Below are 14,060 nucleotides of genomic sequence, written 5' to 3' on the forward strand. Positions count from 1 at the left end.
ATTAGATTCTGATTTTCGGGTTATTCCTTAATCTTATTCCAGTCAACCAATACGCTCATTCCTGGGCGTAATCCTATGTTCTTTGCTGTTGGTTTTGCCTTAATCTCAAATGTTTTGCGGTCGAAATCGCCCGAAGTCTTGGTTGCAGTCCAGGTTGCATAGGCTCCTTGAACCGCAATATAGGTAACCGTAAACTCTACCTCCTTGTTGCCAAGGGCTGGTATTGTTCCTGTAAATGATTTGCCCTTTTTTATCTTGGCAAGTAGATCCTCGCGCAGGTTAAACGAAACCCAAACATCCGATAAATCGACAAGGGTAATTACAGGATACCCTGTTCCGATAAGCTCACCACGCTCTGCAATAACAGAGGCAACCTCACCATTAATTGGCGATTTTAGGTGAGTCTCATTAAGGTACGATGAAACCTCGCTAACAACGCCGCTAGCCTGGTTTACAAGAGCACCGGCAGCCAGCTTATCCTCGTTACGAGCCCCCTTCTTAGCCATATCGTAAACGGCCTTTGCCGACTCGGCGGTGTACTTGGCAGCCTTGTACTGGGTTTCAACCTCATCGCGCTTTTGTGCAGGCACCACCCCCTTATCAAAAAGGTTTTGAATACGGCGGTAGCTCTTCTCGGCAAAGTCGGCTGCAGCCTCGGCTTTTTGCCAAGTGGTATACGCAGCCTGAATTTCTTCTGCACGAGCCCCGTTGTTTGCCTTAAGACGTTGCGCCATTGCCGCATCTTTTACGGCATTTGCCTGCTCGTACTTTGCATGAACCTCGGGGCTAGTTATGGTGTAGAGCATTTGCCCTATACTAACCTCATCACCTTCGTGAACGTAAAGGCTATCTATTCGCCCAGCCAACTTAGAGGCTACTTTTACCTGTGTTGCCTCAATTTCACCCTGAATAATGTTTGGTTGTGGCTTAAGCACGTACCATCCAACAAGGATAATAAGCGTTAGCAATCCAATGGTTCCAACTGCAAGGGTAAAAAACTTGTTGTTCTTCATATTTCGTTAATCGTTATATTGTTTTTTAGTTAATTGCCTTTAGGCATACATTTGCTACACGTTCGGCCATATTGCTCTCAAGAACCTCATTTCCGAAATGCTTCCGGAATCTAGAGTCGATATACAGCAACGACTGTCCAATCACCAGCACGTATAGGTCTTCCGATGTAACATCTGCATTAATCTCCCCGTTTTGCTGTCCCTTTAGCACCAATTTCTCGAAGGTTTCCTTTAAGCGCAAGGCAACACCTTTGTCAATCTCAAAGGTGTAATCGTGTATTAGCATAAACAGAAACTTGGTTTGTATAGGGGCTTCTTTTGCTCGATTAATGATATGCGCAACAAATTTGTAAACAACCTCACGTACGGTGCTTTTTTGGGAGTAAAGGTCGTCGAGCACATCGGCAAGTTGCTCTACCTTAGCCTTAAATATATCGGATACTAAATCGTACTTACTTTGATAAAAGCGGTAGAGATAGCCATCGGCGACACCTGCCTGCTTGGCTATAAGCGATACGGATGCCGAATTGTAGCCGTGGCTAACCACCAGCTCTACCGTTGCATCCTTTATCCGTTCGAGTTTTGAGGTATCAATGCTTTTTGCCATTCGTTATGATTGAATGCTCATTCATTTATCGCGCAAATATACTTCCATTCATTTCCAATTGTTTGATATTAGTAATATTTAATCGAAAGTGTTTTTAAATAAATTAGAAGAAAACCATAGAGGGAGCAGGGATTGGCTAGTGGAGAATAGGGAATCGATAGGCGCATAACCCCTAAAGCATACTCTACGAGAATAGGTTGTAAGAGTTCAATGCAATAGAATGTTAAAGACATGAAAGGGCGTAATATAAATTACCCCGGGGAATAATCCCGGGGTAATAAAGAAGCACCAAAAATGCCGTATATCCTACCCTATCTTGATGGTAGCAAGCATTTGTCCTTCGAAATGTGGTAGTCAAAAAAATTGTCTAACGGGAGTACTTCTCAACCAGTCTTTTTTAAGCCACTCGATAGCGAATTTATTAGACTAAGTAATTTGGTTAACAGCTTTTCTTTGTCCAAGCTATCTTCATCTGCTATGCTTCTCCATTGCTTCAGATATTTGAAGTGAAGATTGTGCAGCACTTTCAGCTTATCCTCCCTCCACGTCAGGCTGTCATACTGACCATCTCTTCTTATGGATGCAGGTTCGTCAAACAGCTCTTCAACCATCTTAAAGCCATTCTCGTAGTCAGTAAGTATTTTCTTCATAAACACTTCTCTTTCCTCTACATTGGCGTCAAGATTGGCATAAAGCTGCATCATCTCTACATTGGAAAGAATTAGGTTGCTTTCTGTTTGAATCATCAAAAACTTGAAGAAAGCCCAATCGTTTATCGTCTTTTTCAGCTGATTGAACGCATCAGGTTGCTCTTCTTTTAGCTGTTTCAGAGCCTCACCCAGTCCATACCAACCGGTTATCGTAATTCTCGAAAGGTTCCAACTAAACACCCATGGGATGGCTCTTAGGTCATTTAGCGTTCTAGTACCAGTTCGTCTTGCAGGCCTTGATCCAATTTTGCTTCGCTCTAGTACATCAATACAAGTTACGTTGCTATAAAAATTGATAAAACCCGGAGCTTCGATCAAACGTCGGTAATGCTCAAACGATTTTTGCGCTAAGAACTCCATCGTATCATAAGGATAAGCCTCTTCGATGGCATTTGCCTTGCTTAGTATGTTTTGTTTGGCCACCCCCGAAGCCAACGAATTTATGTTGTAGGTAGCCGTAAGGGGGTTCCCAAACTGCTGTGCAACCGACTCTCCTTGTACCGTAATCTTAACGGTACCATTAACCGTATTAAGAGGCATACTCTCCAAAAAGCGGTGATATTTACCTCCTCCTCTACTTATGGTACCTCCAGTACCATGGAAAAAGTAAACATCTGTACCATTTTGTCGTCCAACAGCTGCAAGCTCTTTTTCGGCCTTAAAAAGGTTCCATTTACTAGCAATTGTTCCCCCATCTTTATTGCTGTCGCTGTAACCCAGCATAATTTCCTGCTTGTTCGAAATAATCGATGACCGTTGCCGTGTTACAGGATGCTGCAAGAATTTTTCCAATATAGCAGGACCATGATGCAGGTCTTCAATGGTTTCTAACAGCGGAACTACCCTTATGCTGGTGTTAAGCAGCTGGGTTTCTCGCATCAAAAGGTAAACCACCAGTAAATCGCTAAGATTTCTGGTCATGCTAATAATAAAAGATCCAATGCCATCCGAACCATATTGGTTAATGTGATGACGAACTACCCTATAGCAATCTAATACATTGTCGGCCTCAGGACCGTAAGATACGGTAATATCTGTAATTGGGGAATTATTTTCTAAAGCCCTGTTTAAAAAGCTTACACGTTTTTCTTCATCCCAATTCTCGAAGTCGAAATCATTCACGCCGTTCGTCTTTAAGATTTGCGAGATGGCCTTATCATGAAATGTGCTATTTTGGCGTATATCCAGCTTAGCCAAGTGAAACCCAAAGCAGCTAACGGTTCTTTCAATTGGGAAGAGCAAATCCTCGGCAATCCCCTTTAGCCCATTTTCAATTAAAATATCCCTCAAATATTTCAGATCTTCGGCAAGCACCTTGCTCGATCGGTATAGCGCATTAGCATCGGCATTATTTCCTGCAATGGTATTGTCGAGCAGCAGCAGCATTAGGTTTACGTATTGACGCCAGGGTTCATACGAATTTCTGCGAACTGCTTTTTCGCCAACCTCGCCAAGCGCCTTCAGCTTCTTTTCTATGGCCTCCGACAGTAAGTAAGGAACGGGGGTGTTGGTTGCCGATATCGAAAGCCTTTTAGCCAACGTTGTTAGCTGCGATCGTATGAGTGCAAGGGCCTTACTCCTATGCAGAAGTAAAGTTTCCTGCGTAATGCTAGGTGTCACCAATGGATGACCATCCCTATCACCACCTACCCAACTTCCAAATGTGATCTTAGGAAAGAGATCAGGATTCTTTATCTTATTCGGGTTTAACCCCATCTCAATCCACGAGCCTTTAAGCTGCTGGTCGCTTTTCTCCAAAACGGTTGGAAAAACCTTGCTTAAATAGTATATCGTATTTGCTCTTTCGTCTCTAACATCAGGTTTCTCCAGGTATATTTCGCCCGTTCGCCACCATCTTTCCAGAAGGTTGATGATTTTTTCTTTAATAACGTATTGCTCGAGGGTGCTTAGCGATACATTTTCGCGCTGCACCAAAAGAAGATACAGCTCGCGATGAATCTCGATTACCGTTACTCTTTTTGCCTCTGTAGGGTGTGCCGTAAGAACGGGTATTACATGGGTTTGCGCAATGGCATCGAGCATTTCTTCCTCATCGATCCCTTCGTCCTTCCAAATTTTAAGCGCTTCGGCCCAAGAGCCTCTAATGGAGAATATATTCTCCTGGTTTTCCATTCTTCTTCTGTACTGCGTAGCACCGTTTTCCTCTACCAGCGTCATCAGCTGAAAGTAGATGCTTAGCGATTGAATAACCTTATCGCTGGAAATGAAGTCGTGACTTAGAACAGATAAATCTTGTGGCTTGCTTTTTATCAAAGAAACTACCTCATGCTCATTGATTCTCGACAACATTTCCATATAACAATCAAGTATGAAATTCCTGTCGTTGGTAATTTTTTGAAATGGACTCTGACTGCTGTTCATATATAGCACCTTTTATTGTCTGACAAAACTCAACCAGAGTAAACATACACTCCACTACCCTTTTAATCAAGGAAAACTTATACAGAAGTGTTAATTGTGCTTTTTGCTCTCCGATTTGTTGCGCAAATATAGCTTAAAACGGTTGGAGGTTGCAGTACGAAACGGCGGTTCAATTTTACAAAGGTTCATTTACATCCGCTACACCGCCGACAATCCCCATCTCAATTCCACATTGGTGCGATTAAGAGCCTTAGCAGCCTTGCGATGCGAAGTACTCAACTCGTATTTCAATTCCACATTGGTGCGATTAAGAGCCCAGATGATGAAGTCGTTATCGGGGGTGACTTCGATATTTCAATTCCACATTGGTCGATTAAGAGCTAAGTTCCGGTTACTTGTTGATCTTATTGCTACTAAATTTCAATTCCACATTGGTGCGATTAAGAGTCTGTAACAATACAGGCAAGCGGAGGTAATGCTTATTTCAATTCCACATTGGTGCGATTAAGAGTTTGATGGGTCAACGCAGCGAACGGAAGTAGGTAAAAAATTTCAATTCCACATTGGTGCGATTAAGAGTGTTATTGCCGAATAGGTAACGATTCTTAGCGGTAAATTTCAATTCCACATTGGTGCGATTAAGAGCAACATAAGTAATAGTAGATGGGAATGGAGATACCCCATTTCAATTCCACATTGGTGCGATTAAGAGTTGAACCGTCTAAAAATACGCCCACATGGGAAAAAATTTCAATTCCACATTGGTGCGATTAAGAGAATTCGTCTAGTTTTTACTTCTATCTCTTGAGTTTCATTTCAATTCCACATTGGTGCGATTAAGAGACAACGTGGTGTACCCCATAACACCCGGGAATATTGATTTCAATTCCACATTGGTGCGATTAAGAGTGCAGGATGGCAAGGCTGTTATCGACCTGTACTACATTTCAATTCCACATTGGTGCGATTAAGAGAAGCAAGGTTATCTTATAACCCATTTCCATAAGGTTATTTCAATTCCACATTGGTGCGATTAAGAGCTCGGTCATTTCTCGCGTGTAGGCGCTGTCCGACTTATTTCAATTCCACATTGGTGCGATTAAGAGTGAGGCGCATGTTTACCAAGTCGGATGCTGCACCCTCATTTCAATTCCACATTGGTGCGATTAAGAGTTCTTAAGCGACTGCAGAATATTCCACGCTATTCCCAATTTCAATTCCACATTGGTGCGATTAAGAGAATTTGTCTACGCAAGCGGTAGGAAAAGTGAATTTAATTTCAATTCCACATTGGTGCGATTAAGAGTGAGCCAATAGCTAAAGTTAGCTTCGTGCAAGCCGTATTTCAATTCCACATTGGTGCGATTAAGAGAAAACTGTGCTCCCAAATATTCCTCTTTCGCACATTAATTTCAATTCCACATTGGTGCGATTAAGAGAAATTCGCTAACAGAGCCTAATAAATTACTAATGTAATTTCAATTCCACATTGGTGCGATTAAGAGTCCTAATATATCGATAAGTCGATTGTCGGCAGTGCTATTTCAATTCCACATTGGTGCGATTAAGAGTTTTCGAACGCCACGGCTGGAAATGGCGTATCTTCATTTCAATTCCACATTGGTGCGATTAAGAGCGCTATAAATAGGAGATAGTAGCAGATACTTTAACATTTCAATTCCACATTGGTGCGATTAAGAGGGCGTTCAGTTTAAGCACATCAAGTCGTTTGTACGGATTTCAATTCCACATTGGTGCGATTAAGAGTTTCACAACGTTAGCAAGATCATCCTCCAGCATCATATTTCAATTCCACATTGGTGCGATTAAGAGACGTTAGCAGCCCAAACTACCAACGTAGGAAGGTGAATTTCAATTCCACATTGGTGCGATTAAGAGCAATGCAAGCCGATCCTTTGTTGTGACTGTAGGTGCATTTCAATTCCACATTGGTGCGATTAAGAGTGAGATGTTAGATGGGTTTGAAATCCGTCTGTACGTATTTCAATTCCACATTGGTGCGATTAAGAGGAGATAAGCCTACTCTTAAGCGTTACCGTATTATCCTATTTCAATTCCACATTGGTGCGATTAAGAGTTCCTTATCCAATATCCACATGCCAGACTTATAGGTATTTCAATTCCACATTGGTGCGATTAAGAGCTTGACTTTGCAAAGGAGTACGGCATCGGTGCTACATTTCAATTCCACATTGGTGCGATTAAGAGAGCATACGTTAACAGAAATAAAGAAATTATAAATATATTTCAATTCCACATTGGTGCGATTAAGAGATGAGAGAAATACTTTTTAGAGGGAAAGATGCTAAATTTCAATTCCACATTGGTGCGATTAAGAGCGCCAGACTGTTAGCTCAGCCGACCCCTGTTTTAAAATTTCAATTCCACATTGGTGCGATTAAGAGTGGCTAGTGCACCTGACGGCTTTTTTAGGAATAATGATTTCAATTCCACATTGGTGCGATTAAGAGGATAATGGGCGAGGGGGTGGGCCATCGTGGTAACACTATTTCAATTCCACATTGGTGCGATTAAGAGACCGTAAACGCTACTTTTTTCATTGATTTCGAAGATATTTCAATTCCACATTGGTGCGATTAAGAGTATCGAATCTGGATACAAATCGTAAAGTTCGTCCTATTTCAATTCCACATTGGTGCGATTAAGAGTTGCGCTCTGATATCGTTATTATCCAGTAGGAACTCCAATTTCAATTCCACATTGGTGCGATTAAGAGTGCCACCTTATCCATCGACTTGATCTTATTCTTGAATTTCAATTCCACATTGGTGCGATTAAGAGGTCAATAAACGGTCGCGAGTCGCTGTTGCAAAACCCTATTTCAATTCCACATTGGTGCGATTAAGAGGTTTTTTTTCCCAACGTTACACCAAACGTAAACCTTATTTCAATTCCACATTGGTGCGATTAAGAGTTTGAACACACCACCAGATTACCCCTTTTACCGCTATTTCAATTCCACATTGGTGCGATTAAGAGCTAAAGCGGTGCAACTTCTATGAGTTTCAGGGAATTATTTCAATTCCACATTGGTGCGATTAAGAGATAAAGAAGAATGTTGTACTCTGTTCGATCGTCGTATTTCAATTCCACATTGGTGCGATTAAGAGCAAGCGCGAGGCTCCGGAACTTGCAATTAAATATATTTCAATTCCACATTGGTGCGATTAAGAGCTTTCTAAGTTTTAAAGTAAATATCTGTGAGTTTGATTTCAATTCCACATTGGTGCGATTAAGAGTGTTGTAGGCTGGGTGCTTGGCCCTATTGCAGCTGCATTTCAATTCCACATTGGTGCGATTAAGAGGATATATTTGTGTATGGCGCCGATACCAAATACTTATTTCAATTCCACATTGGTGCGATTAAGAGCGCTACCGTGGCCGTGGAGCAGCTGATGGATGATCTATTTCAATTCCACATTGGTGCGATTAAGAGCCCTCACCGTATTCTGCTAACTACTAAGTCTAATCTATTTCAATTCCACATTGGTGCGATTAAGAGCAGTAATACTCCCTAGTGTATCATCGACAATTAAATTTCAATTCCACATTGGTGCGATTAAGAGACACTGTGCTTAGATCAACAATGCACGTGCGCTAAATTTCAATTCCACATTGGTGCGATTAAGAGTTATCATTTCATCAACAGCAATTAAAGCGCATTGCTATTTCAATTCCACATTGGTGCGATTAAGAGTAATCTACCAAATACAGTTGAGGCAACTTTTAAAAGATTTCAATTCCACATTGGTGCGATTAAGAGTATTTTGTCAGATGGTATCATAACGGCTGGCATCATATTTCAATTCCACATTGGTGCGATTAAGAGCGCCGACTAATTAATTTTACATACAGCTGCGCTATATTTCAATTCCACATTGGTGCGATTAAGAGAGTGTCAAAGTCACGCATTACGCCAAGCTTAAGATGATTTCAATTCCACATTGGTGCGATTAAGAGCACGAAAAAGGCTATTTTAGTGCAGCGGCTTATTCAATTTCAATTCCACATTGGTGCGATTAAGAGGAATACATTCAACGGTTACTACCCACTAATACCTAAATTTCAATTCCACATTGGTGCGATTAAGAGCAGAAAGTCCTATTTGAGCCAACGTGTCCCAATGATTTCAATTCCACATTGGTGCGATTAAGAGCGAAAAACCTGCATTTAACACCAGCTATACTTAAGCATTTCAATTCCACATTGGTGCGATTAAGAGAGACTGAGAGCCTTAAGCGCATGGGCGTGGTTATGATTTCAATTCCACATTGGTGCGATTAAGAGCAGCAGGTTACAGAGCATTGACGAAATGGTAGACGAATTTCAATTCCACATTGGTGCGATTAAGAGCGTTTTTTCATTTTTGAACCAAGCAATTTCAATGAAATTTCAATTCCACATTGGTGCGATTAAGAGAGTGTGTTATATTGCCCTCTATCTCTGTTTTCACAATTTCAATTCCACATTGGTGCGATTAAGAGTTGGAAGTGCAACGCTAAACTACGATACTAAACATATTTCAATTCCACATTGGTGCGATTAAGAGCTACCTCGGCTTCGCGCTTAGTAAGCTTGCTCATACATTTCAATTCCACATTGGTGCGATTAAGAGCGTTCAATTGGGCGCCATTCTACAACATCATAACCCGAATTTCAATTCCACATTGGTGCGATTAAGAGAAGATTGCAAAGTTTTTTCAAATACCCCCCGAACTTCGATTTCAATTCCACATTGGTGCGATTAAGAGGTTTCAAAAGTTTCGTCACCTGCATAGAAAAACCAAATTTCAATTCCACATTGGTGCGATTAAGAGTAGATTAACAACTGCATCTGTATAAACAACAATATATTTCAATTCCACATTGGTGCGATTAAGAGTCGAAAAAATTACCTTAACCCAATCGAAAGATTGATTTCAATTCCACATTGGTGCGATTAAGAGTAAAGTGGTGTAACTTCTATGAGTTTCAGGGAATTATTTCAATTCCACATTGGTGCGATTAAGAGCTCCCTACAGTAGATGTGTTTAATAATAATCCAACATTTCAATTCCACATTGGTGCGATTAAGAGACACAAAAAATCAAGAAAAAGAATACTTAGACTTTTATTTCAATTCCACATTGGTGCGATTAAGAGAGCCGAAACAGAATACTTTAATAAATCAAAAGAAAATTTCAATTCCACATTGGTGCGATTAAGAGTCCCTTAAGGTATCCAATAGCCACAGGTTGTAACACATTTCAATTCCACATTGGTGCGATTAAGAGATTTGTTGATTCCGGGGTTGGAAGATGGGAGGAGCATTTCAATTCCACATTGGTGCGATTAAGAGTTTAGAACGTCAAAAAATGACAAAACCCCCTCGTAATTTCAATTCCACATTGGTGCGATTAAGAGGAAGCCAACAAACCATTTCCCAGATTTATTCTGAATATTTCAATTCCACATTGGTGCGATTAAGAGGTACATGATTGCTCAGGGTTGTTCGAAATAGTGAAATTTCAATTCCACATTGGTGCGATTAAGAGTGCTATCCGATACACCAACCCTGGTGGTGTTTGGAAATTTCAATTCCACATTGGTGCGATTAAGAGACTTTAGGCAGTACGCCTGACCACGCCCTCCGTCGTATTTCAATTCCACATTGGTGCGATTAAGAGCAAAAGCCCCACAACACCGCGCGAGCGCTTGTTGTATTTCAATTCCACATTGGTGCGATTAAGAGTACCTCGAGGGTGTGGATCTTTCACACTTCAAAGAGATTTCAATTCCACATTGGTGCGATTAAGAGAACCCCTGCTATCGGGGTTAGTGCCGTCTTTACCGATTTCAATTCCACATTGGTGCGATTAAGAGATACCGTGCAGAACTCGGAGGAGTTTAACGAGCAAAATTTCAATTCCACATTGGTGCGATTAAGAGACAAAAGAGCTGTACAAGCACAAGCGGCTAACCGATTTCAATTCCACATTGGTGCGATTAAGAGTTCTGATTATAAAGCCGAAAACCAAATTCCTACACACATTTCAATTCCACATTGGTGCGATTAAGAGTGGAAGGAGGTGCAGGGGTGATGAAGAATTTAATTATTTCAATTCCACATTGGTGCGATTAAGAGTACTACGCGGCTTACGACAAAATTTTCTAAAACAAATTTCAATTCCACATTGGTGCGATTAAGAGCCCCGAGGCTGGTTGCCACGTGCCCACGTTTATCTTATTTCAATTCCACATTGGTGCGATTAAGAGCGGGGCAGATAACCAACCACTACCCACTCGAGTACATTTCAATTCCACATTGGTGCGATTAAGAGGTATAGCGCGTGCGTTTCACCCCACGTAATACATATTTCAATTCCACATTGGTGCGATTAAGAGTTCCTTACATGTATCTTTTTTACTATACTTTTCTCGATTTCAATTCCACATTGGTGCGATTAAGAGCTGCTTCCATATCACGTACTTTTTGCTGAAGTACGCATTTCAATTCCACATTGGTGCGATTAAGAGTCAGAGCGGCACATCTAAACAATGTGGTAGCGGTTACATTTCAATTCCACATTGGTGCGATTAAGAGCCGTTAGGCTCGTGATAAAAGTAGGCTGAAAATCCGAATGTTAAAATAGAAATACTGCGGATTTTCAGCCTGTTTTTCAGTCGACCTGTAATGGTAACGTTTCCCTAGTAAGTCGACTGACAATTCTACTTATTTGTTTTTCAGTACGTCAAAGAACGTTTATGGAGATAGCTCATCGTTTACTCCTTCTCGCCGATTGGCTTTTCTTGAGATCGACGCTCAAATAAAGTTGTCGGTGCTGGCTTTTTCGCATCCAACAATCTCTTTTTCAAGCCATCGCTCGTGGCGGCTCGAAAACAGTATTAAGCTGTCGTTTTCTTTCATTATTCGATCCGCTTTTGCCTTGAGATCCTTTACCTGTAGTTCGCTGAGTTCTCCTTCAAAAACGCTATTCTGTATCCACGAGAGATATTTGCGGCAGAGCTTTAGCATCTTCCCTACCCTTTTCTCTCCAACATCGTACACCAAAATTACATACATTGTATTGCATTTTAGGATTACCACCAAATTTTAAACGGACGGTATTCTTCTATTTCCAAAACATGCTTGGCTAGCTTGTAGCATTCCAGCCTAATCAGCTGCTTGTAGCTAACGCTTCGGTTTAAGGTACGGTGCTTGATGGTTTCGCTTAACCGCTTTTCCCATTCTTCTACAACTTTTTTGCGAGAGTTTGGCCTTAGTAGGCACCCGTTAAGGGTATGCTCGAAGTCTGATTTCTGCAGCTGCTTGCGGTTGAACATCGCAAAGATCAGCCTGTCGGCCAAAAGTGGCTTAAATATCTCGGCCAAATCAAGAGCTAGCGAGTAACGTCGTTCGCCGGGCTGATGCAGAAAACTGATCGTAGGATTTAGCTGGGTATGGTATATGGCATCTAGACATACGCTGTAGCAAAGAGTGTTTACGAACGAAATCATGGCGTTAACCTCGTTCGATGGCGGACGCTTGGCCCTATTCCCCATCTCAAACCCATCAATAATACCATCGAAGGTGGTGTAGTAGGTCATTCTGATGTTTCCTTCTATTCCCATCAGCTCGTCAACCTCTGTTGTCGAAGCAATCTGAGCGGCATAGCCCTCAATCTGCTGAATTGCTTCATCAAAGCTACGCCCACGGGTATTGTAGTACCTAATATTCTTAAGGATGTTATGCGCAGCCCCCGAGATCAGCTGCTGCGCAATGGCCATTCTCTTTTTCTTCTTCTGGTTATGCTCGCACTGCTTTAGGAGCATTTTTCCCGATAGCAGGTAATCCTTTGGCATAAACGATCCTGTGTAGTGCTCGTAGTAGTCGAAAAAGTGAACGCTAACCTGATTCTTACCAAGAAAGTTGTACATGGCGCTGTTGGCATCTAGGCTTCCAAAGGCAAAAAGGTTATCTACTGTCTCTATAGGAATGTACCGGGGTTGACCTTCACCCCCATCCTCATTTATTGGGGTAAACTTTAGCGTATTGTCCTTACGGCTTAGCCGTCCCGGATTAAATAGGTAGTAGGTGCGCTTCATAGTTCGGTTGGTTTACTCTTCTTCTGTGGCATAGCAAAACTCGTAGTACGAGCACTTGCTGCAAAGCTTTCGGTTGATCTTTGGCGGACAGGCATCGTTGGATATTATCGTCTCTATCTCGGTCACTATATTTTCCAGCTGCTGCCGGTCATTATCGCTAAGCATTACATGCTCACGATGCCGCATGGTGGGGTATTCGATGATTCCCGTAACGCCGTCTACCCCCTCCCTCTCCAAAAGCCAGATGTAGTACTTTACCTGCCAGATATGGGCATCCTCCATCGAATCGGACTTCTTTATCTCGTGGATCACCTTTCCCCGAGCATCAAAGAAGTCTATCTTACTGCCGCCAACGCTAACCTCCTCGTAGCGTTCCGAACGGTCGGGGTAGCTCGTCTCGTGGATCAGCTTGCCCTCGCCAACGGTATCGGAGGTGTGCTCCATGTTGATGCCGTTGGCAAATAGCCAAAGCTTACGCTTGCAAACAAAGTAGTAGTTAATATGGGTAGCAATAATGTTCATACGTTAAGCGGTTGCATCTCTAGCCAACTTTCGATTGCTTCAATCTCAAATTTACGGTTGTGCATAAATATAAAATTTGCTTCGTTACCGAACCAACCCACCAGCTGATCTCGTTTTAGCTTAGTTGGTTTTTCAGAAACACACGACAGGTAGCTGCTCCACGGGTATTCAACCGGATGGCTGCAAAATCCATGATGAACAGGATTGTTATGAATGTAAAGCGTCACCTGTTTCAGGTAGTTATCATCATCTATTAAGCGCCGTTTAAACGGCCGTTCGAATAGCGCACCGCGATGACCAAATCGGGTGTTAAACGCTTTGGTATAGGCGTTGAATAGGTTGGAGAAATGCTGATGAGGTGGTTTTGAGTTTCTTCGATCTTCAAGACCTGACAGGTTTTGAAAACCTGTCAGGTCTGAAAAATCCAAAATCTTTACCAGCAGGTGGAAATGGTTAGGCATTAGTACCCATGCATACGTATCGGCAACAGGCGAGATATATTCGTTATACTTGCGAAGAAAGTATTCGTAGTTATCGGGCTCACGAAATAGATCGCGGTTTCCCACACCATGGTTGTAGATATGGTACAGCTTTCCGGATTCTAATGGCTCATAGTGCTGCATAGGCTATGTGTCATGCTTTAGAATACCTTTTATGGTACACCTGAGAGGTTTTAAAAACCTGTCAGGTGTAGATATT

7 protein-coding genes and 1 CRISPR repeat array are annotated in these 14,060 nt (G+C 41.9%); all 7 genes read right to left on the reverse strand.

Annotation, left to right across the window (positions count from 1 at the left end; genetic code table 11):
- Positions 1-20: 20 nt before the first annotated feature.
- The 7 genes from CLV25_RS14365 to CLV25_RS14395 all read right to left on the reverse strand — a co-directional run bounded on the left by CLV25_RS14365 (position 21) and on the right by CLV25_RS14395 (position 13,984).
- Positions 21-1,013 (reverse strand): HlyD family secretion protein, encoded by a 993-nt coding sequence (locus CLV25_RS14365; protein ID WP_131840358.1) that lies wholly within the window; start codon positions 1,011-1,013, stop codon positions 21-23.
- A 25-nt stretch (positions 1,014-1,038) separates the two neighbouring features.
- Complete coding sequence (locus CLV25_RS14370; RefSeq protein ID WP_131840359.1) at positions 1,039-1,620, reverse strand: TetR/AcrR family transcriptional regulator; 582 nt, start codon at positions 1,618-1,620, stop codon at positions 1,039-1,041.
- A 383-nt stretch (positions 1,621-2,003) separates the two neighbouring features.
- Entirely contained in the window at positions 2,004-4,712 is a 2,709-nt protein-coding gene (locus CLV25_RS14375; RefSeq protein ID WP_131840360.1) for a phosphoenolpyruvate carboxylase, read from the reverse strand.
- A gap of 417 nt (positions 4,713-5,129) precedes the next feature.
- Positions 5,130-11,337: a CRISPR direct-repeat array (repeat unit 30 nt; unit sequence ATTTCAATTCCACATTGGTGCGATTAAGAG).
- A gap of 219 nt (positions 11,338-11,556) precedes the next feature.
- The gene (cas2, locus tag CLV25_RS14380) at positions 11,557-11,817 is read right to left on the reverse strand and encodes a CRISPR-associated endonuclease Cas2 (RefSeq protein WP_131840361.1); all 261 of its coding nucleotides are present in this window, start codon (positions 11,815-11,817) and stop codon (positions 11,557-11,559) included.
- Between the two features lie 17 nt (positions 11,818-11,834).
- Positions 11,835-12,839, reverse strand: coding sequence for a type I-B CRISPR-associated endonuclease Cas1b (gene cas1b / locus CLV25_RS14385; protein WP_131840362.1), 1,005 nt, complete (start codon positions 12,837-12,839; stop codon positions 11,835-11,837).
- A 12-nt stretch (positions 12,840-12,851) separates the two neighbouring features.
- On the reverse strand, positions 12,852-13,361 hold the full coding sequence (cas4, locus tag CLV25_RS14390) for a CRISPR-associated protein Cas4 (RefSeq protein WP_131840363.1): 510 nt from the start codon (positions 13,359-13,361) through the stop codon (positions 12,852-12,854).
- Positions 13,358-13,984, reverse strand: coding sequence for a hypothetical protein (locus CLV25_RS14395; RefSeq protein ID WP_207895691.1), 627 nt, complete (start codon positions 13,982-13,984; stop codon positions 13,358-13,360). Before CLV25_RS14395 ends, cas4 begins: the two co-directional genes overlap by 4 nt.
- Positions 13,985-14,060 lie beyond the last annotated feature (76 nt).

The organism is Acetobacteroides hydrogenigenes, assembly GCF_004340205.1.
Classification (GTDB): domain Bacteria; phylum Bacteroidota; class Bacteroidia; order Bacteroidales; family ZOR0009; genus Acetobacteroides; species Acetobacteroides hydrogenigenes.

What these genes read in the sequence shown, in the direction of transcription:
- CLV25_RS14365 (WP_131840358.1), bottom strand. Translation starts at nt 1,013, where the DNA reads ATGAAGAACAACAAGTTTTTTACCCTTGCAGTTGGAACCATTGGATTG.
- CLV25_RS14370 (WP_131840359.1), bottom strand. Translation starts at nt 1,620, where the DNA reads ATGGCAAAAAGCATTGATACCTCAAAACTCGAACGGATAAAGGATGCA.
- CLV25_RS14375 (WP_131840360.1), bottom strand. Translation starts at nt 4,712, where the DNA reads ATGAACAGCAGTCAGAGTCCATTTCAAAAAATTACCAACGACAGGAAT.
- cas2 (WP_131840361.1), bottom strand. Translation starts at nt 11,817, where the DNA reads ATGTATGTAATTTTGGTGTACGATGTTGGAGAGAAAAGGGTAGGGAAG.
- cas1b (WP_131840362.1), bottom strand. Translation starts at nt 12,839, where the DNA reads ATGAAGCGCACCTACTACCTATTTAATCCGGGACGGCTAAGCCGTAAG.
- cas4 (WP_131840363.1), bottom strand. Translation starts at nt 13,361, where the DNA reads ATGAACATTATTGCTACCCATATTAACTACTACTTTGTTTGCAAGCGT.
- CLV25_RS14395 (WP_207895691.1), bottom strand. Translation starts at nt 13,984, where the DNA reads ATGCAGCACTATGAGCCATTAGAATCCGGAAAGCTGTACCATATCTAC.